This window comes from Streptomyces sp. SID13726, from assembly GCF_010548375.1.
Lineage (GTDB): Bacteria > Actinomycetota > Actinomycetes > Streptomycetales > Streptomycetaceae > Streptomyces.
Genome location: NZ_JAAGLY010000001.1, coordinates 275,852 through 295,448 on the forward strand (window position 1 = coordinate 275,852; position 19,597 = coordinate 295,448).

At 71.8% G+C, this 19,597-nt stretch carries 18 protein-coding genes; 10 read left to right on the plus strand and 8 right to left on the minus strand.

Annotated features, from left to right (window positions below; genetic code table 11):
- Positions 1–32 precede the first annotated feature (32 nt).
- The 3 genes from G3I78_RS01200 to G3I78_RS01210 are packed head-to-tail and all read right to left on the minus strand — an operon-like array spanning position 33 to position 5,734.
- Positions 33–2,921, minus strand: coding sequence for a CHAT domain-containing protein (locus tag G3I78_RS01200; RefSeq protein ID WP_164420814.1), 2,889 nt, complete (start codon positions 2,919–2,921; stop codon positions 33–35).
- A 3-nt stretch (positions 2,922–2,924) separates the two neighbouring features.
- Complete coding sequence (locus G3I78_RS01205; RefSeq protein WP_164420815.1) at positions 2,925–4,298, minus strand: hypothetical protein; 1,374 nt, start codon at positions 4,296–4,298, stop codon at positions 2,925–2,927.
- Entirely contained in the window at positions 4,298–5,734 is a 1,437-nt protein-coding gene (locus G3I78_RS01210) for a hypothetical protein (protein ID WP_164420816.1), read from the minus strand. The genes G3I78_RS01205 and G3I78_RS01210 overlap by 1 nt, the downstream gene beginning before the upstream one ends.
- Before the next feature lie 206 nt (positions 5,735–5,940).
- Between G3I78_RS01210 and G3I78_RS01215 the strand changes: the two genes are divergently transcribed.
- The 5 genes from G3I78_RS01215 (at position 5,941) to G3I78_RS01235 (ending at position 9,504) form a co-directional block, all read left to right on the plus strand.
- Entirely contained in the window at positions 5,941–6,366 is a 426-nt protein-coding gene (locus G3I78_RS01215; RefSeq protein WP_164420817.1) for a hypothetical protein, read from the plus strand.
- 84 nt (positions 6,367–6,450) lie between these two features.
- The gene (locus tag G3I78_RS01220; RefSeq protein ID WP_343243621.1) at positions 6,451–6,894 is read left to right on the plus strand and encodes a hypothetical protein; all 444 of its coding nucleotides are present in this window, start codon (positions 6,451–6,453) and stop codon (positions 6,892–6,894) included.
- On the plus strand, positions 6,894–7,751 hold the full coding sequence (locus G3I78_RS01225; protein ID WP_164420818.1) for a DUF3592 domain-containing protein: 858 nt from the start codon (positions 6,894–6,896) through the stop codon (positions 7,749–7,751). The genes G3I78_RS01220 and G3I78_RS01225 overlap by 1 nt, the downstream gene beginning before the upstream one ends.
- Before the next feature lie 10 nt (positions 7,752–7,761).
- A complete protein-coding gene (locus G3I78_RS01230) occupies positions 7,762–9,192 on the plus strand; it encodes a hypothetical protein (protein ID WP_164420819.1) in 1,431 nt (476 codons plus the stop codon).
- A gap of 9 nt (positions 9,193–9,201) precedes the next feature.
- Positions 9,202–9,504, plus strand: coding sequence for a hypothetical protein (locus G3I78_RS01235; RefSeq protein ID WP_164420820.1), 303 nt, complete (start codon positions 9,202–9,204; stop codon positions 9,502–9,504).
- 105 nt (positions 9,505–9,609) lie between these two features.
- Here G3I78_RS01235 and G3I78_RS01240 read toward each other — a convergent pair whose 3' ends face one another.
- Entirely contained in the window at positions 9,610–10,356 is a 747-nt protein-coding gene (locus G3I78_RS01240) for an SDR family NAD(P)-dependent oxidoreductase (protein WP_164420821.1), read from the minus strand.
- 91 nt (positions 10,357–10,447) lie between these two features.
- On the opposite strand from G3I78_RS01240, the gene G3I78_RS01245 reads away from it, so the two are divergent.
- Positions 10,448–11,266 (plus strand): TetR/AcrR family transcriptional regulator, encoded by an 819-nt coding sequence (locus G3I78_RS01245; RefSeq protein WP_164420822.1) that lies wholly within the window; start codon positions 10,448–10,450, stop codon positions 11,264–11,266.
- 47 nt (positions 11,267–11,313) lie between these two features.
- Here the strand turns inward: G3I78_RS01245 and G3I78_RS01250 are convergent, their stop codons facing one another.
- Complete coding sequence (locus tag G3I78_RS01250) at positions 11,314–12,471, minus strand: FAD-dependent monooxygenase (RefSeq protein ID WP_164420823.1); 1,158 nt, start codon at positions 12,469–12,471, stop codon at positions 11,314–11,316.
- A gap of 72 nt (positions 12,472–12,543) precedes the next feature.
- Between G3I78_RS01250 and G3I78_RS01255 the strand changes: the two genes are divergently transcribed.
- Positions 12,544–13,134, plus strand: coding sequence for a TetR family transcriptional regulator C-terminal domain-containing protein (locus G3I78_RS01255; RefSeq protein WP_164420824.1), 591 nt, complete (start codon positions 12,544–12,546; stop codon positions 13,132–13,134).
- Here the strand turns inward: G3I78_RS01255 and G3I78_RS01260 are convergent.
- Positions 13,123–13,557: a MarR family transcriptional regulator gene (locus tag G3I78_RS01260; RefSeq protein WP_164420825.1), complete on the minus strand. Its 435-nt coding sequence runs from the start codon at positions 13,555–13,557 to the stop codon at positions 13,123–13,125. The genes G3I78_RS01255 and G3I78_RS01260 overlap by 12 nt on opposite strands.
- Before the next feature lie 57 nt (positions 13,558–13,614).
- On the opposite strand from G3I78_RS01260, the gene G3I78_RS01265 reads away from it, so the two are divergent.
- The gene (locus G3I78_RS01265; protein WP_164420826.1) at positions 13,615–14,145 is read left to right on the plus strand and encodes a DUF6790 family protein; all 531 of its coding nucleotides are present in this window, start codon (positions 13,615–13,617) and stop codon (positions 14,143–14,145) included.
- A gap of 206 nt (positions 14,146–14,351) precedes the next feature.
- On the opposite strand, the gene G3I78_RS01270 is transcribed toward G3I78_RS01265, so the two are convergent.
- Together G3I78_RS01270 and G3I78_RS01275 are read right to left on the minus strand one after the other, a co-directional pair.
- The gene (locus G3I78_RS01270; RefSeq protein ID WP_164420827.1) at positions 14,352–15,881 is read right to left on the minus strand and encodes a UDP-N-acetylglucosamine 1-carboxyvinyltransferase; all 1,530 of its coding nucleotides are present in this window, start codon (positions 15,879–15,881) and stop codon (positions 14,352–14,354) included.
- 83 nt (positions 15,882–15,964) lie between these two features.
- Positions 15,965–16,162: a DUF4236 domain-containing protein gene (locus G3I78_RS01275; protein WP_164420828.1), complete on the minus strand. Its 198-nt coding sequence runs from the start codon at positions 16,160–16,162 to the stop codon at positions 15,965–15,967.
- A gap of 100 nt (positions 16,163–16,262) precedes the next feature.
- On the opposite strand from G3I78_RS01275, the gene G3I78_RS01280 reads away from it, so the two are divergent.
- Together G3I78_RS01280 and acnA are read left to right on the plus strand one after the other, a co-directional pair.
- On the plus strand, positions 16,263–16,577 hold the full coding sequence (locus tag G3I78_RS01280; RefSeq protein ID WP_164420829.1) for a hypothetical protein: 315 nt from the start codon (positions 16,263–16,265) through the stop codon (positions 16,575–16,577).
- Between the two features lie 202 nt (positions 16,578–16,779).
- Entirely contained in the window at positions 16,780–19,494 is a 2,715-nt protein-coding gene (gene acnA / locus G3I78_RS01285; protein ID WP_164420830.1) for an aconitate hydratase AcnA, read from the plus strand.
- Positions 19,495–19,597: the final 103 nt, after the last annotated feature.

Genomic DNA, 19,597 nt, shown 5'->3' on the forward strand with positions numbered 1-19,597 from the left:
CGGGCTCGGTCATACGACGATGCGGCGGTCGGTCATACGACGATGCAGGCCATGGCGGCCCACAGCAGGGGCGAGTGCTCGATCCGCCCCTCGGCGCGCCAGCGGTCGAGCCGCTCGCGCTGCCAGCCGCCGAGCCGGTGCACCGGGTCGGGGTCCTCGTGGGCGGTGTCGACCGCGACGACCGCCTCCGACAGCGGGCGCACCGACTCGGGCAGTCCCGCCAGCCGGTGGAAGGCGAAGTCGGTCGGCAGGACCCAGCGGGTGGCGGTGACCAGCTCCGCACCGTTGTGGATCATGGCCGTGGCCAGGCCGAACGACTCGGCGAACCGCAGATCCCCGCCGCTCTCGCAGCCGATCAGGGCGACCCGTCGCGGCGCGGGCCAGATCCGCGCCCCCGGCTCCCCGTCGGCCCGCAGGGGCAGCGTGCCCAGCAGCAGGTCCTTGGCCGACAGCGGACGGTGGGCGCGGACCGGCTCGGCCAGGCCGGCGTTCTCCGGGCCGCAGCACAGATGGAGGGTGCCGTCCTCGCTCTGTCCGCCCGCGACCGGCGCGCCGCTGACATGACCGACGTACAGGAGTCTGCGCGCCCCCTTGCGGAGCACGCCGCTCAGCCAGTCCCGGTCCAGGTCGGTGCGGCGGAACGCCTCCACGGGGGCGCCGAGGGGCGGTTCCACGGGGCCCGCGCCGAGCCGGGTCCTGACCAGCTCCACGAGTTCCGGGGCCGAACCGGGCGGGCCCAGGACCGAGCCGAGCGGGGAGTCGGCGCGGAAACCGGGCACGCGTGGGTCCAGGACGAGGACGACCGGGCCGCCGCCGTCCTCGGGGCGGTCCGGGGTGTGCTGCCGTCGCAGCGAGGTCGGCGTGGTGGTCACCACGTCCGCCAGGTCGATCAGCCGTACGTCGTCCTCGCCGACCGCCAGCAGCTCCCACGGGACCTGGGCGACCCGGGGCGAGGGCTGGATCCGGATCAGCGGACGGCCCGCCCGCTCCGCGACCTGCCGGATCTGCGCCGTCAGCCCCTCCGGCCACAGCGCCTCGGCCAGCGTCCGCGCGAGCCGGCGCTCCGCCTCGGGATCGGCCAGCGCGCCCGACGCGAAGACCCGCCGCATCCCCGCCGCGCCCTCGCCCTCACCGGGCAGCGCGGCGGCCAACTCGGCCACCGCCAGGTCGACTTCACCGGCGGGACCTTGCCCGGTGCCGAAGCCCCGCGCGCCACCGGCCCAGGTCCAGGTCATGAACAGGTCGCCCGCGTCGGCCAGCCGGACCTGGACCACCGGACGGCTCGTCAGGTCGTCGGTGAACCAGAACGGGACCTCCTCCTCGTCCACGATCCGCCGCCCGTAACGGAACTCGGCCCCCGCGATGTACTCCTGGAGCGCGATCCGCCCCGTCTCCGCCGAGGTCCGCACCTTCGGCGGCGGCGCGACCCGCAGACCGGCCGAGGAAGCTGCCTCCGCCGCCACGCTCCCCAGCGTCATCGTCCCCTCGCCGGGTTCCCCGTACGACTTCATCGCCGCGTCCGGGAAGACCTGCGCGGGGTCCGTGGTGGAGGGCGTCACCGACTCCGCCGCCCCGCTCAGGGCGAGCGCGGCGCCCGCGCAGCGGTGTTCCACCAGCTCGAAGAGGAGCCCTTGGTCCTGCCGGCGCACAGCGAGACGGAAGGCCAACCGCATGGCCTCGTCCGCCAGTTGGAGCCACTGGCTGCGGGCGTGCGCGGTGACGAAGTCGTGGCGGGCGGCGGCCAGGGCGAGCGCGGCCGGGAGGGCGAGGGACAGCGCGGTGTCCACGGACCGCCTCTCGTGCTCACCGTGGTCCGTCCGGTCGAGGTTGTCCTCCAGGGTCCGCGCGAGCATGAGGTCGACCTGCGCGCAGCGCTCCAGGACACCCCGCTCCTGATAGACGTCACGGGCGCCCTGGGCCAGCCGCTTCATCTCCTCGATGTCGCCCCGGTCGTACGCCTGTTGGGCACCCATCAGCATGGTGTCGGTCGCCGCGACCGAGGCACCGAGCCGGGTGAACCGCTCCAGGCTCGCCGCCATGAGACCGCTCGCGCCCGTGTCGTCGCCGCGCCGGCCCGCGAGAAAGCTGCGCGCCTGCTCGCACACGGCCAGCTCACCGAACCGGCGCTGCTCCTCGAAGAACGCGGACGCCTCGGTGAACAGCCGCTCCGCGAGGTCGAGTTCACCCCGTTCAAGAGCCAGGGAGGCGCGGTGCGCGAGCATCGTCTGCTGCTCACCCGCGTTTCCCAGTGCCCGGAAGGCGTTCTCCGCGCGCGCGAAATGGTCCTCGGCCGCGTCGAACCGCCCCGTGGAGGAGCAGATCACGCCGAGCGCGGTCAGCAGACGGGCCCTGGGCTCCGGCGCGCTCGCCGGAGTGCTGGACAGCAGCAGCGCGGCCTGCTCCTCGGCGGTTCCCCACTCGCCCCGGTCCATCAGCAGGAGCACCCGGTTCAGGCCGAGTTCGGCGCCGCGCAGTCCGTCCGGGTCGTCGAACTCCGGCAGGACGGCGGACGCCTCGTCGAGACAGGCCAGCGCCTCGTCCAGCCGTCCCGTCCGGCGCAGCGCATCGGCCTTGGCGATCAGCGTCCGCAGCACCATCTCCTGCCACATCCGCCGGCCCCGCGGACCCATCGGCGCCGACGCGATGCCGTCGAGCAGCGCCCGGGACCGGTCCACGGCGTCCTCGCCGCCCGCCAGGTCAGAGGCGTCGAGGAGAACGGTCCCAAGGTCGATCAGCACGTGCGCGCGCAGGAACCGTACGTCGGGGGAGTCCTCCAGGGACTCGGCCACCGTGAGCAACTCGTCGTACACGGCACGGGCGGCCTCGAAGTCGGCGGCCCGGTGGTGCTCCTGGGCCTGGGCGAAGGCACCGTCCAGGGGGTCGCCGTAGAGGGGGATCGGTGCGTCGCTCTCGTCCGTCATGCGTCAGTAGTCCTCTTCGGTGGCAGCGGCGGCCAGGGTCTCGGCGAGGAAGGGGGGCATGCGGGTGTCGGGGCCGGTGTGCGGCGGGAGTTGGGCCGCGTCGGTGACTTGCTGGGCCCGCGCCGCTTCGGTCAGCCGCCGCCGGACCAGCTCGCGGACCGCGTCACGGTCGGTCCGGTCACCGGGACCGTGGCCCGGGTCGAAGCCGGGCAGCAGGACGCCGACCTCGATGTGAGGTGTCGCCGTGGCGACCGACAGCTCCGGGCCGGGGCCCAGGTCGAGATCCCCGCGGCCGGTCCACACGTCGTCGCGCCGGTCGAGGGGCACCCGGTTCGGACGGCCACCGTCGACCAGCACCTCCGCCACGAGCGGTACGCCGGAGACGGGCGCCGTGACATGCGCGACCACCTCGACCTCGATCTGCCGTCGCGCACCGAGCGCCCGCGCGGTCCAGGACACCGCGTCCTCGGCGGCGTCGACGAACCCCGGCGGATAGCGCCGCCAGTCATTGGTCCCCGAGCCCCGGGCGATCACCCGGTCACCGGCTGAGCTCGGGGCGCCCGCCGCGAGGGCGTAACCGCCCTGCCGCGCGAACAGCGTGCCGGGGTCGACCGGTGCGGTGGCGAGGCTGGGTCCCTGTTCCTGGTCGAGGGCCGAGCGGAGGCGGCGCAGCGCGGGGCCGTCCAGTCCCGCGGAGTCCGCGGCGTCGTCGATCAGTCGTAGGACGTGGTCCAAGTGGCGTGTGGTCGCGGTGGGTTGGGGTGTCGCTGTACGCCACCACTGGATCAGCGGGTCGAGGGCGGCTTCGTGTTCCTCGATCAGATCGGCCGCGCTGTCGTGGAAGCCGCTGAAGCCGCTGAAGCCGCTGAAGTCATCGACGTCACCGAAGTCGTCGGAGTCGGCGAAGAGTTCCTGGCATTCATGGGTCAGGGCGGCCAACTCCAGCCCCAGCACGCCCGGTTCGAGTTCTCCGATGCCGTCCGTGTACGACGCCGGCCACCAGCGGGCCGCCCAGTGTCCGAAGGCTAGCCGCGCGGCGGAGTGGGCGAGGGCGGTCGGCGGGATCGTCAACTCCCTTACGGGCGAACCCTCCTGGGCCTCCGGTGCTGCCTGTGCTGCCTGTGCCTCCTGTACGGCGACGGCCACCTCCTCGCCGTAGAGCGCCCACAGCCACTGCTGAGCCCGCTCCACGTCATGGACCTCCGCCACCGGCGGCCCGGGCTCCCCGAGCACGGGCCAGACGAGCAGTGCCCCGGCGACCTCCAGCACGGCCCGCGTGAAGTCCGGGCCGGGGGCGGCCTCGTCGTCGTAGGACAGGCGACCGGCGCTCACCCGGACCATGCCGTCGCGCCCGCTCGTCACCCGGATCTCCGCCATCAGGCGCTCCTCGGCTCGGCCGCGTCAACGGAGGCCGCGTCCCCGACGGCCGAGTTCACGACGGCCGAGTTCACGACGGCCGCGTCCACGGCGTTCGCGGACAGCGCGCGCAGCGCCGAGCGGACCCTGGCGCGGTGGTCCATCATCACCGAGCGGGCGACCCCGTCGAGCACCGACCAGGCGGCCGGGAGGTCTTCCAGGGGCGCGTCGCGGACGTCACGGCCGTGCAGTCGTACCCACAGCCGGCGCATGTAGGCGGTCCAGGGGGTGCGGAGGTCCTGGGCGAGGGCGTCCAGACGGCCGCCGTCCGGGTCGGGGCGGGGTGAGACGGTCATGCGGCGGGCGCGCAGGACCGAGGCCTCGCGCCGCCAGCGGGCGTTGACGGCCCGGTGCGCGGCGGTGCGCCCCGGGACGGGATCACCGGTGCCCAGCGGGTCGAGGCCGACCGCGAGGCGGCCCCCGAGGACGACGGTGACGCGCAGGCTCTCGTCGTACAGGCCGAGCGGGGCGCAGCTGCGGCCCGCCTCCCGCCCGACGAGCTCCGGCACGGTGGGCAGCTCCTCGCGCCGGGACGACGACTGGAGCACGACGAAGAGCCGCTCGAACAGGGTGCGGTCCAGGGGAGCGGGCAGTGTGGCCGTCGAGGCGCTCCGGCCGACCTCCGGCCGCGCGGGCACCGGCCGTGCGGTCAGGCCCAGGTGCGCGGGCGGGTCCTCTCCTCCCCAGACACCGCTGGTCCGCGCCCACAGGACCCGGCCGAACAGGCCGCCGTGTCCCGCCTCGACCATGGCCGCGTACGCGGGCGAGTCCGGCATGACCGCGTACCTGGCCGAGTCCGGTTCCGGTGTGCCGCAGGACTCCAGCGCCTCGGCGGCCAGCGCCACGGCCTCCGCCGCGTCCGCTTCCGCCGTCGGCCCGCGGGTGTCCCAGGCGGCGGCCAGTTCCGCGTCGAGCCGGGACCGCAGGGCGGGGTCGGCGAGACAGTCCTTCAGCGCGTCCACCGTGCGGCCGCCGCCCGCGTCCGCCACGTCCTCGACGACCTCCCGGGCCAGCGCGTCCGCCCCGGCCGAGGGCGCCCCGTGCTCGGTGGCCAGCTCGAAGCACCGCTGGAAGTACAGGTCCTGGGGGTTGCCCGCCACGACCCCCAGCGCCCGGCGGACCTTCTTGAGCAGCGTGAACCACTGTGCCGTCGCCGTGAGACGCGCACCGGACTCCCGGATCAGCGCGTCGAGCCGCGCGGCCTCCGCCGGTCCGAGGAAGTCCGTCGCGAGCTCGGGACGCAGCGCGGGCCTCACGACCAGCGGCAGCACGATCAGCTTGACCGTCCGCGTCAGCGGTGCCCCGCCCGGCCCGCTCAGCGAGGCGGGTCCCGGCCCGAGGGCACGCCAGGCCCGGTCGATGACCAGGGCGCGCGGTCGCTGGCTCGGGGGCGGCATGGGGCGAGCGTACGTCCTGCACGAACAGGCGGGCGAACCTGGGATCGGTAGGGGAACCGGCCCACCTAGCGTCCTCATCGTGCACCGCACCGGACACCGGACACCGGACCGGACACCGGATCGTGCACCGCACCGCATCGGACATCGCACCGCACCGGACATCGCACCGCATCGGACACCGGTCGACACCACAAGGAGGAACGGTCATGGGAATCTTCGGGAAGCGTGGCAAGAACCGCGAGGAGCGGGCGGCGGAGATCGCCGGCAAGGTGGCGAGCGGCAAGGGCTTCTACGGCCGGACCACGCGCGCGTTCCTCGGCGCGGAGGACTTCGCCAAGGTCCAGCAGTCGATCGGCGCCTACCAGTCGGGCAACGACGTCCAGCAGCTGCTCGCCGCCGGGGTGCCGACCACACCGGCCGTCGTCGTCTCGATCAGTGACACCGGCCGGCTGGTCAACTACGACCCGGTCGTCGACCTGGTCCTCCAGCCCGCCGGCACCACCGGCACCGTCACCCTCCAGACCCTGGTCTCCAAGCTGCGCATCCCCCGCACCGGCGACCAGGTCCTCCTGATCGCCGACCCCGCGCGACCGGGCGGCTACCTGTACGCCGGGGACGGAGTGGCCCCGTGACGTCGCCCTCGCCGTACGACGCCGACCGGCTTCCTGGTCTCCAGGCCCAGGGGGAGCGGCCGGTCGGGAACCCGGAGTACTGAGGTGGCCGAGGAGATCCGGTGGACGCGGATATCCAGGGCGGGCCTCGGGCAGTACGAGATCGCCGCCCTGATGTGCCTGTGCGGACCGGTCATGCTGGGCTTCGCCCTCTTCACCGGCGCCGAACTCCTCGTCATCGGGATCGTGTTCACGGTGGTCTTCCTGCCCCTGGGCCTGGCGTTCTGGTTCCAGACCGGCGCCGAGCGGGAGCAGAACCGGCGCCTCGACGACGCCGGGGTCCCGGCGAGCGCGGAGGTCACCGACCTGACCGACTTCGACTGGGACGGCGAGACACCCGGTGTGGAGGTCGAACTGCGGGTCAGCGGAACGGGGTTCAGGACCTTCGACACGACCTGGCGGCGCACGCGCGACGTCTCCCTGTGGGTGGGTCAACGCCTCCCGGCCCGAGCGGACCCGTCCAGCGGCCTGTTCCGCGTGGAGATCTGATGATCGGTCACGAAGTGCTGGAGTACTGGTGGTCGGTGCCGGCCTGCCTGGCCCTGCTCGGCTACGGCCGTTCGCTCGCCGGGGTGACCCGGGCCCAGCGGGCGGTGTGGGTGAAGGCGCGGATCGTGGAGGTGGGGCGACCGGCCCACGGCGCCTCCCAGAAGCCGGGGATACCGGTGACCCTCGCCTTCCAGGACCCTTCCACCGGACGGGAGTTCACCCTTGCCCACGCCGGTGAGCACGGTGCCGCGATCGAGGTGGCGTGGGTGGGCCGGGAGGTCGAGGTGCGCTATCCGCCGGGGCAACCGCTCCGGTTCGCCGTCGTGCTCGACGCCGACGGCGAGAAGAGCGGCCGGATGGGCCCCGACTGCGCGGTGATGCTGCTCCTCATCGGGCTGGTGATCCACGCGACCGTCCGCTGGGGACACCCGGCGGCCCTGCTCGGCTTCGGTGCCCTGGCGGCCGCCGCCGCGCTGCGCAGCCCCGACATCCGTCTGGTGCGCGCCCGCAACGCCCTGCTGGACTCGGCCGTCGCCGTCCCGGCACGGGTCGTGGCGGTCACCAAGGACGTCTACGTCGACCCCGACTCCGGCGAGAACGTCAGCCACGCCCCCGTCGTCACCTTCACCACCCGCGACGGCACCGACGTCACCGTCCTGTCCCGCACCGGCATCCGCGACCCCGGCCGCTCCCTCCACCGGGACCTCACCATCCACTACGCCCCCACCGACCCCGCCGTCCACACCCCCGACCTCGCGGCCGACCGCCGTTCCGGCGCGAGGGCCGTCGCCTTCATCGTCGTACTGCTGCTCGCGGGGGTGGCGGCGGCCGTGGTGGGCGCGGTCCGACTGACCTGAAGGAGAGAGCATGCGCGGCCGTACCGGTGTGTTCCTGGGCAACCTGGTGTTCAGCGCGGTGTGCTGGTCGGCGGCGCCGTTCTTCCTCGGAATGGGGTACGCCACCCGGCACGACGGGACCGGTCTGGGCTGGGTCGCGATCGGACTCGGCGCGGTCGGCACCGTCATGATCCCCTTCACGGCCCTCACCAGCACACGGCAGGAGTTCCCCCGGATCACCCGCCGCGACCGGGTGAAGGGCGAGAACGCCTCCCACGACTCCGGGGCCGCCTACGCCTCCTACGGCGCCGACACGTTCGTGATGTGGGCGCCTCGGTCCCAACCGGGCCCGGCGGGCGCGCGGTTGGTGCGCGCGGATGTCCTGGAGGCGTCGCTCGTGCGGTACAGCCCCGAGGGGGAGTCGACGTTCACGACGTACGGCGGTGACTACGCGCCCGCGGAGTTCACGCCCGTGGTCGGGCTCAGGCTGCGGGTGCACGCGGAGGAGTCCCAAGGGGCCGTCGGGCGCGGGGAGTTCGAGGTCGCCGGCGAGTGGCCGGTGCCGTCCCTGTGTCTGTCGGCGGTCACGGCGGGCCGGCTGGCGGTCCTGGTGGACCTGTCCGCTCCCGAGGGCCCCGGCGCGATCACGGTCCACTGGCCGCGCAGCGCCCTGCTCGCGGGCACGAGGACCTGTCGCGTGATCGACCTCGAAGGCCGGCTGACCGATGTGACCCGACGGCCGCGCCGACAGCTGGCCCAGATGCGGATCTCGCGGGACGTGGGAGGCGTCAGGATGACCGGCGACACGATCGACCTGCGCCGCCTGGACGCGGAAACGGCCGCACGGTACGGCGCGTTGGCCGACCGGGCCGACCCCGAGGACCGGGCGCCGGTGACCGAGCCGGGGGAGGAGGCCCGTCTGCTGGTGGGCCAACTCCCCGGCGAGAAGGGAGGGTTCGGCACCGTGGGCCGGCGCTGGTCCCGGCGCGGCGGCCACCTGGTGCGCGCCCGGTTCCTGGAGATGCGCGGCCGGACCACCTTCCAGGACCACGGCCCGGTGCTCGACACGGTGCTGCGCGTCCAACCCGTGGACGGCACACCCCCGTTCGACGCCGCCCGGCGCCTGACGGTGCCGATGAACTACCTGGCGGTCCTGCACCACACCAGGGAAGTGGTCCTGTGCGTCAGCCCGAACGGCCGGGAGTACGTGGTCGACTGGGCCCGCACCAACCTTCTCGCGGGTGTCACCACGGCCACGGTCGTCGCACAGGACGGCCGGGAGTTCACGTTGCCGAGCCGCTCCGACGCGCTGTGGTCCCTGATGAACCTGCTTGCCTCACACGGCATTTCCCATCCGGCTCCGGTCCTGGACCTGCGAAGGCGCCGTACGGGAGTGGTGGCGGGGGCGGTCATGGACGTGCTGCGGGACGAGGGCCTGGTACCCGGCGATCACCGCGCATAGGGTCCCTCCATGAACGACGAGATCACGGCCACGGACGGCGACTGCCTCTTCGTCTTCGACGGCCGGATTCTGGAGAGGTTCGGACGCGACCCCGTCCGCTTCCACGTCCGGTACATGCACCTGAATGTCACGGGCCCCGACCGGAAGGGACGGCGGAACGTGATGATCGCCCATGGCCGGCCCGATTCTCCGGGCGCGTCCTTCTCGTGGACCTACACGGCCGCGGAGTGGGAGCGGGCCCGGGGCTTCGCCGAGCTGCTGGAGGTCGTACGGACGGCGGTCGAGTCGGGTTCGGACGCCGGGCTGGTGTGAGCGTCGGGGTGGGTGTGGGTGCGGGTGCGGGTGCGGGTGCGGGGACTGGGACCGGGGCAGGGTGCTCGCTGGTGAGCCAGGTGGGCTCCCGCTGCCCCGCCGGGTTCAGGCGGCAGCCCGTCCCTCGCTGAATCCCTGTCCCTCGCTGAAGAGGAGCCCCGTGGGACCGTCCGCGCCGAGGGTGGCCACGCGGACGACGTCGAGGGCGCTCTCGGCGGCGGACCGGTCGTTCTCGTCGTGGCGTCCGGGCTGGGTGGCGATGTTGCCGGGGTCGACGGCGTTGACCAGGATCGGCGTGTCCGCGAGGGCGCGGGCCAGGACCGTGGTCAGGGTGTTGAGCATGTACTTGGCCATCGAGTGGGCCGGGGAGCGCAGGGGCGCGCCCAGGTCGAGTCCGGTGGCGATCTGCTGGGCGGCCAGGCTGGAGACGTTCACGATCCGGGCCGCGGGCGCGGCCGTCAGCAGCGGCAGCAGGGCCTGGGTCAGGGCCCACGGGCCGAGCACGGCGACCTCCAGCGCGGAGCGCACCTCGTCCATGTCGGCGTCGAGCGCGGAGAGGGTCCTGAAGTCGGGCATGGTGCCGGCGTTGTTGATCAGGACGTCGAGGTGACCGAAGGCCACGCTGAGGTGCTCGGCCACCGCGTTCATGCCGGGCCGGTCGGACAGGTCCAGGTACACGGCGGTGGCCGCGTGTCCGTCCTGCCGGAGCCGCTCGGCCAGCGGCTCCGCCGCGGACAGATCGCGGGCGGCGAGGACGACATGGTGGTCGAGCTCGGCGAGACGGCGGGCCACGGCGAAGCCGAGTCCGGAGGGGCGGCCGGCTCCGGTGACCAGGGCGGTCTTGAGAGTCATGGGGTGTGATCCTTTCGGCGAACTAAGTTCGTTAGAGACGAACAATGTTCTAGTTGGCGAACTTAGTTCGTGTCAAGCTATAGTCGCCGGCATGGCCATCGACCCCAGGCAGCGCCGCGCGGCCCGCCACGCCCGGCCCGGCACCCAGCCCGGCGCCGAGCCCGCCACGCCCACGGCCCCCGCGAAGCGCAAGGCACCCATCACCGTCGAGCGCATCACGGACGCCGCGCTCCAGGTCGTGGCCGCCGAGGGGTACGACGCCCTGACCGTCCGCAGCGTCTCGAACGCGCTCGGGACCGGCCCGTCCTCGCTCTACGCCCACATCGTCAACAAGGCGGACATCGACGACCTGTTGATCGGACGGCTGTGCTCCCGGATCGTGCTCCCCGAGCCCGACCCGGCGCGCTGGCGGGAGCAGATCCGGGATGTGTGCGCCCAGCTCCGCGACCAGTACCTGGCCTACCCGGGCGTCTCCCGCGCCGCCCTCGCGATGGTCCCGACCGACCTGGAGACCCTGCGACTCAGCGAAGGCATGCTCGCGATCCTGCTCGCCGGTGACATCGCCCCCCGCACCGCGGCCTGGGCCATCGACGCCCTCTCCCTCTACGTCGCCGGGTACGCGCTGGAGCAGTCACTGGTCCGGCGCCGCCGCCAGGACCCGGACGCGGCCTGGGTGCTGAGCGAGGAGGAACTGGTCCGCCGCTTCAGCGCCCTGCCCGAGGAGACCTTCCCGCAGACCAGACGCCACGCGGCCGAGCTGACCTCGGGTACCGGGTACGAACGGTTCGACTTCGCGCTGGGGTTGCTGATCGACAGCCTTCCTGTGCGGGGCGGCGCAGGCGGACAAGACGGCAGGTCGGCGGGGGCTTCCCGTGGCGGTCGGCAGTCAGACCGCGCGGCCGACCGCTGAGGGGCCTGTCCACCCTTCCACGCCAAGGGCCGAGGGGGCGAAGCGGGTCAGTCCAGATGCGGCGGAACCCAGGCGTGGTGCCGAAGGATCATCCGTGTCGCGATACGGGAGGGCGTCAGCCGCATCGCCGTGTCGCGCAGGGCGACGGCCAGCGGGTGGGAGAGCTGCTGCCCCATCCGGCCCGCTTGCCGGGCGGCTCGTGCGACGGCCTGGCTGCGCGGCCGGCGCTCGGCGTCGTAGCGGGCGAGCGCGGCCTCGACGGTGGGCTCGGCGGCGAGCGCGGCGGACAAGGTGACCGCGTCCTCCAGGGCCTGGCAGGCGCCCTGCCCGAGGTTGGGGGTCATCGCGTGGGCCGCGTCGCCGAGCAGCGCGATCCGGCCGACGGCGTAGGAGGGGAGCGGCGTGCGGATCTCATGGACGTCGTGGTGCAGCACGGCGGCGGGCCGGGTCGCGTCGAGCAGTGCGGGAACCGGGTCGTGCCAGTCGCGGAACCGTCGGCGCACCTCGGCCAGCGGGTCGGCGAACCGGGTCCCCTCGGGCAGGTCGAGGACGGCGTGCCACTCGGCCCGTCCGTCGCGGAAGGCGATGTGCCCGAACTCGGCACCCGGCCCCCAGGTCAGCTCGAAGTCGGTGCGCAGCTCGACCGGCCCCTCGGTGACGGCCCGCAACACCGCCGAACCGCTGTGGACCGGGCCGGGATGGGTGGGGAAGAGCAGGCCGCGCACCTTGCTGCCGACGCCGTCGGCCGCCACCACCAGGTCGGCGTCGAGGACCGTGTCCCCGTGGCCGACTCGGACCGTCGCGGGGCCGAGTTGCCGGACCGGGTCGGCCTCGGCGCCGATCAGCAGGGCCTCGGCAGGCAGGGCCTCGCGCAGCAGCCGGTGCAGGGTGGAGCGAGGGATGCCCATGATCGGCGCGCCCACCGCCTTCTCCAGCACCGCTCCGTCCATCCGGGCCAGCCAACGGCCCTCCGGAGTGCGGGTGCCGCCGCTGTACTGGCCTCGCGAGGCATCCCGTACCGCCTTGCCGACACCGAGTCCGTCCAGTGCCCGCAGCCCGTTGGCGGCGAGCGAGATACCTGCGCCCGCGTCGTCGAGCGTGGCCGCGCGCTCGACGACCGTCACGTCCCATCCGATACGGCGCAGGCCGATCGCGGCTGCCAGCCCGCCGATGCCCCCGCCCACCACCACTGCCGTGCCGCCCATGCCGAGACCCCCGTTCTTCTACACCCGTAGAAGCCGACCCTATCCGAGCCTCTACAGGTGTAGAAAGGGGTCATGGCTTCGGATCGGCGCACCCTCCTCGCGGACGTGGCTCTCGACGTACTCGCCGACGACGGGATCCGTGGCCTGACCCATCGGGCGGTCGATCGCAGAGCGGCCCTGCCGCCCGGGACCACGTCGGCGTACTTCCGCACCCGGGCCGCGTTGCTCACCGGTCTCGTCACCCGCCTGGTCCACCTCGACCAGGAGGAGCTGCGGACGATGGCGGAACACCTCCCGCCCATCCGCACCGCCGAGGAACTGGTGGACGGCATGGTGCTGCTCACCCGGCGGCGACTCACCGGAGAGGGCCGACGCCGCTCGCTCGCCCGCTACGCCTGCGCCGTCGAGAGCGTGCGCGATCCCGAGCTGCGGGCGATCCTCGTCCCCCGCGAGAACGCCGGCCGTGAGGCCGTCCGGCTGTTCCTCGCCGGTCAGGGCGTACCGGATGTCGAGAGCCGCACGCACACCCTGCTGACCTGCATCGACGGGCTGGTCTTCGACCGGCTGGTGAGTGGCGGAGAAGTACCGGCCGAGCCCCTCGAAGGCCTGGTCGCCGCCGCCCTGCGCCGGGACTCGGCCGGCCCCGCCGCTTCAGGTCCGTGACGCCCGCGCGGCTTCCAGGATCTCGGCCAGCCGGAGTGTGTCGGCCAGATAGCGGTCGTACGGAAAATCCTGCTCCTGCAGGCCGAGCCGCAGTGTCTCGGCGAGGGGCTTTCCACTGGCGTGGTACGCCTCGCGGCCGGTGCCGGTGAGTTCGACGAGCCGGCGCCGCGCGTGCTCGGGGTCGCGGGTGATCCGGACCAGCCCGCCCTCTTCCAGTGGCCGCAGGGCCCGGCTGACCGCGGGGTCGGAGACTCCCAGTGCCTGTGCGAGCCGGTGCTGGGTGGCCGGTTCGACGTCTTCCAGCGTGCCCAGCAGCCTGAGCTGGCTGTAGGTGAGCTCGCCGTCCTGGCCGGTGTGGCGGCGAGCGACGTCGCCCAGCAGGGAGACCACGCGGTGCAGCAGATCTGAGAGTCCGTCGTCCATGGACGCAGCGTACCTCAATGTTGCGCAGTTAATATTAACCATGCAACACTCGACGGCATGGACACCTTCTCGTACCTCGCACAGTCCGCTTTCCCCATGACCTGGCTGCTGGTCGCGGTCGTCGGCGCGCTGATCCGCACCCGCCACAGCACCTCCCGCCGCGCGGCGCTGGAGACCTGGCAGCGCTGGTGGGCCGTCGCCGCGCTCGGGTGCGGCAGCCTGTGGATGACGATCTCGTTCGTCACGATCCCGGACGTCATGGCCACCGCGATCGGCTTCGGCCGGACCCCGTTCGAGTTCGAGATCGCCTTCGCCAACCTCGGCCTCGCCGTCATGGGCTTCCGCGCGGCCTCCCCGTCGGCCTCGGCCAGGGAGCGCGTCACCATCGGCCTCGGCGCCGGCATGTTCCTCTGGGGCGCGGTGATCGGCCACGTCCACCAGTGGTTCGCGCACGGCGACCACGCCCCCGGCAACACCGGCGGAGTCCTGGCCTACGACATCCTCATCCCCGCGGTCATGATCACCCTCGCGCTGCGCTCACGGCGGTACGCGGCTGCCGAGCAGCCTTCGGTGCCGGTCCTCGCGTGAGGCCGGTGCCGGCACGGATCGGCCAGGAACGGGAGCGAAGGCCACCGGAAGCACGAAACGATCCGCCGCCTCCTCGAACCGCCGCACCCGGCAGAATCGCCGCACCCGGCAGAACCGCCGCACCCCGCAGAACCGCCGCACCCCGCACCGACTCGCCGAGAGGCGGATCGGACGGGGTGCGGCGGCGTTCGTCTGCGAAGTGTCTTCTAGATGTCCCGGAAGATCTCGATCTGCGCCCCGATCGAGTTCAGCCGCTCGGCCAGATCCTCGTACCCCCGGTTGATGACGTAGACGTTCCGCAGCACCGATGTCCCGTCCGCCGCCATCATCGCCAGCAGGACGACCACGGCGGGCCGCAGCGCCGGCGGGCACATCATCTCGGCGGCGCGCCAGCGGGTCGGGCCCTCGACCAACACGCGGTGCGGGTCGAGCAGTTGGAGCCGGCCGCCGAGGCGGTTCAGGTCCGTCAGATAGATCGCGCGGTTGTCGTAGACCCAGTCGTGGATCAGGGTCTGGCCCTGTGCGACCGCCGCGATGGCGGCGAAGAAGGGGACGTTGTCGATGTTCAGGCCCGGGAACGGCATCGGGTGGATCTTGTCGATCGGCGCCTCCAGCTTGGAGGGGCGGACCGTGAGGTCGACCAGTCGCGTACGGCCGTTGTCCGCGAAGTACTCCGGTGTGCGGTCGTGGTCGAGCCCCATCTCCTCCAGGACCGCGAGCTCGATCTCCAGGAACTCGATCGGCACCCGGCGCACCGTCAGCTCCGACTCCGTCACCACGGCCGCGGCCAGCAGGCTCATCGCCTCGACCGGGTCCTCGGAGGGGGAGTAGTCGACGTCCACGTCGATCTGCGGCACGCCGTGCACGGTGAGGGTGGTGGTGCCGATGCCCTCGACCTTGACGCCCAGCGCCTCCAGGAAGAAGCACAGGTCCTGGACCATGTAGTTGGAGGAGGCGTTGCGGATGACGGTGACGCCGTCGTGGCGGGCGGCCGCGAGCAGCGCGTTCTCGGTGACCGTGTCGCCGCGCTCGGTCAGCACGATCGGGCGGTCGGGGCGGACCGTCCGGTCCACCCGCGCGTGGTACTGCCCCTCGGTCGCCGCGATGTCCAGACCGAACCGGCGCAGCGCGATCATGTGCGGCTCGATGGTCCGGGTGCCGAGGTCGCAGCCGCCGGCGTACGGCAGCTTGAAGCCGTCCATGCGGTGCAGCAGCGGACCGAGGAACATGATGATGGAGCGCGTGCGTACGGCCGCCTCGGCGTCGATCGCGTCCATGTCCAGCTCGGCCGGCGGGACGAGTTCGAGGTCCACGCCGTCGTTGATCCAGCGGGTGCGGACGCCGATCGAACTCAGCACTTCCAGCAGGCGGTAGACCTCCTCGATGCGCGCGACCCTGCGCAGCACCGTGCGCCCCTTGTTGAGCAGCGAGGCGCACAGCAGTGCCACGCACGCGTTCTTGCTCGTCTTGACGTCGATCGCGCCGGAGAGCCGACGACCGCCGACCACACGCAGATGCATCGGGCCCGCGTAGCCCAGAGAGACGATTTCGCTGTCCAGTGCTTCACCGATACGGGCGATCATCTCAAGGCTGATGTTTTGGTTGCCGCGCTCGATGCGATTGACGGCGCTCTGGCTGGTGCCGAGCGCCTCGGCGAGCTGCGACTGTGTCCAGCCCCGGTGCTGCCGGGCGTCACGGATGAGCTTGCCGATGCGTACGAGGTAGTCGTCTGCCATGGGGTTGAGGCTATCTCAGATATGAGATGGCGCATTTCGTGGGGTCCGTTCGGGTGAGAGGCCCGGGCGGACTTGAGGGAACGTCAGTGACGCTTGGCGTTACGGGTCCTGCGCCACCCGAAGGGTCCGGGCAAATCAACTGATGTCGTACGACGTCCCGTACTGCTGTGGGTCCGCCGGGGCCCATGGCTGCCACCGGTCGTGATGGACCAGGAGTGCCGGTTGATGTTGAGCCGCACGCCGGGAAGGATCCGGAAGCTCTTGCGGAACGTGAGCGGCATGTCCGCCCCCTTTCGTCCCGTACCGGATACCCGGAAGGCGCGGGGGCATGACGGTTCGGCGCGACCGGTGAGGAGGCAGGTATCCGGTATGGGGCAAGACGTGAACTCTCCTGAACCGGGCACCGAGCAGGCGGATGCGGCCCGTCTGCTCGATCTCGTTCGTTCCTTCGTCACCACGCATGTGTCGTGGAAGCCGCTGTTCATCGGAGCGGTCATCACGGGGGACGATCGGGCGCGCCTCTACTTTCGTTCGCCTGAGCGGGACCGCACGTACGGGGTGGATGTGCTGATCAGTCGGGCCGGGCCCGGCCTTCTCGGTGCTCTGGTCTCCCCGGTGTTCCTCGCCAACGAGCATCTGCACCGGCCCTCCGGCGATCCGCACTGCGATGTGGTCGTGGATCTCACCGGCTGCTGACGGGGAGCCCGGGCATGACCATTCCGCGCCCATGTACTAGAGTTATCTCGACATCGAGATATCTGCCGAGGCGTACCGCAGCCGCAGGCTCTGCCGGGTCTGGCAGTAAGGCATACCTAACTTAGCCTTACCTTAGCGGATCGGCCAAGAGGGCGTGGCGGCAGGATGCGGTGGTAAGCGCACAGAAATGAAGGAGACTGTCGTGTCGGCGAACAGCTTCGACGCCCGCGCCACGCTGAGCGTGGGCGACGAGTCGTACGAGATCTTCCGGCTGGACAAGGTGGAGGGCTCGGCCCGCCTGCCGTACAGCCTCAAGGTTCTGCTGGAGAACCTGCTCCGTACCGAGGACGGCGCGAACATCACCGCCGACCACATCCGCGCCCTCGGCGGCTGGGACTCCCAGGCCCAGCCGTCGCAGGAGATCCAGTTCACGCCGGCCCGCGTGATCATGCAGGACTTCACCGGCGTGCCCTGTGTCGTCGACCTCGCCACCATGCGTGAGGCCGTCAAGGAGCTCGGCGGCGACCCGGCGAAGGTCAACCCGCTCTCCCCGGCCGAGCTGGTCATCGACCACTCCGTCATCGCGGACAAGTTCGGCACCCACGACGCGTTCGCGCAGAACGTCGAGCTGGAGTACGGCCGCAACCGCGAGCGCTACCAGTTCCTGCGCTGGGGCCAGACCGCGTTCGACGACTTCAAGGTCGTCCCGCCGGGCACCGGCATCGTCCACCAGGTGAACATCGAGCACCTCGCCCGTACCGTCATGGTCCGTAACGGGCAGGCGTACCCCGACACCCTGGTCGGCACCGACTCGCACACCACCATGGTCAACGGCCTCGGCGTGCTGGGCTGGGGCGTCGGCGGCATCGAGGCCGAGGCCGCGATGCTCGGCCAGCCGGTCTCGATGCTCATCCCGCGCGTCGTCGGCTTCAAGCTGACCGGCGAGCTGACCCCGGGCACCACCGCCACCGACCTCGTGCTGACCATCACCGAGATGCTCCGCAAGCACGGCGTCGTCGGCAAGTTCGTCGAGTTCTACGGCGAGGGCGTGGCCGCCACCTCCCTCGCGAACCGCGCCACCATCGGCAACATGTCGCCGGAGTTCGGCTCGACCGCCGCGATCTTCCCGATCGACGACGAGACCATCAAGTACCTGAAGCTGACGGGCCGCGACGAGCAGCAGCTCGCCCTCGTGGAGGCGTACGCCAAGGAGCAGGGCCTCTGGCTGGACCCGAAGGCCGAGCCCGACTTCTCCGAGAAGCTGGAGCTGGACCTCTCCACGGTCGTCCCCTCCATCGCCGGCCCGAAGCGCCCGCAGGACCGCATCGTCCTCGCGAACGCCGCCGAGCAGTTCAAGAGCGACGTACGCAACTACGTCGCCGACGACGACGAGGCCGGCAAGGAGTCCTTCCCGGCCTCCGACGCCCCGGCCGCCACCAACGGCGTCCCGACCAACCCGGTCACCGTCACCGCCCCCGACGGCTCGACCTACGAGATCGACCACGGCGCGGTGACGGTCGCGGCCATCACCTCCTGCACCAACACCTCGAACCCGTACGTCATGGTCGCCGCCGCGCTCGTCGCGAAGAAGGCCGTGGAGAAGGGCCTGACCCGCAAGCCGTGGGTCAAGACCACCCTCGCCCCGGGCTCCAAGGTCGTCACCGACTACTTCGACAAGGCGGGGCTCACCCCCTACCTCGACAAGGTCGGCTTCAACCTCGTCGGCTACGGCTGCACCACCTGCATCGGCAACTCCGGCCCGCTGCCGGAGGAGGTCTCCAAGGCCGTCAACGACCATGACCTCGCGGTGACTTCGGTCCTCTCCGGCAACCGGAACTTCGAGGGCCGTATCAACCCCGACGTCAAGATGAACTACCTGGCCTCCCCGCCGCTGGTCGTCGCGTACGCCCTCGCCGGGTCCATGAAGGTGGACATCACCAAGGACGCCCTCGGCACGGACCAGGAGGGCAAGCCGGTCTTCCTGGCCGACATCTGGCCCTCCGAGGCCGAGGTCAACGACGTCGTGGCGAACGCCATCGGCGAGGACATGTTCAACAAGTCCTACCAGGACGTCTTCGCGGGCGACGCCCAGTGGCAGGCGCTGCCGATCCCGACCGGCAACACCTTCGAGTGGGACGCGGAGTCGACGTACGTCCGCAAGCCCCCGTACTTCGAGGGCATGACGATGGAGACCAGCCCGGTCTCCGACATCACCGGCGCGCGCGTTCTCGCCAAGCTCGGCGACTCGGTGACGACCGACCACATCTCGCCCGCCGGTGCCATCAAGGCCGACACCCCGGCCGGCAAGTACCTCACCGAGCACGGTGTGGAGCGTCGTGACTTCAACTCCTACGGCTCCCGCCGAGGCAACCACGAGGTCATGATCCGCGGCACGTTCGCCAACATCCGCCTGCGCAACCAGCTCGCGCCGGGCACCGAGGGCGGCTACACCCGCGACTTCACCCAGGCCGACGGCCCGGTGTCGTTCATCTACGACGCCTCGCGCAACTACATCGAGCAGGGCACCCCGCTCGTCATCCTGGGCGGCAAGGAGTACGGCTCCGGCTCGTCCCGCGACTGGGCCGCCAAGGGCACCGCGCTCCTCGGCGTCAAGGCCGTCATCACCGAGTCGTACGAGCGCATCCACCGCTCGAACCTCATCGGCATGGGCGTGCTGCCGCTCCAGTTCCCGGAGGGCGCCAACGCCGAGTCCCTCGGCCTGACCGGCGAGGAGACCTTCTCCTTCACCGGCGTCGAGGAGCTCAACAACGGCACCACCCCGCGCACGGTCAAGGTGACCACCGACACGGGCGTCGAGTTCGACGCGGTCGTCCGCATCGACACCCCCGGTGAGGCCGACTACTACCGCAACGGCGGCATCATGCAGTACGTGCTGCGCAGCCTGATCCGCAAGTAGGCCTTCGCACGAAGGGCCGCACCCCCGATGACGGGGGTGCGGCCCTTCGTCATGTGTGCAACACCGCAGGTCATCACCCACCCTCAGGTGGAACACAGGGTTC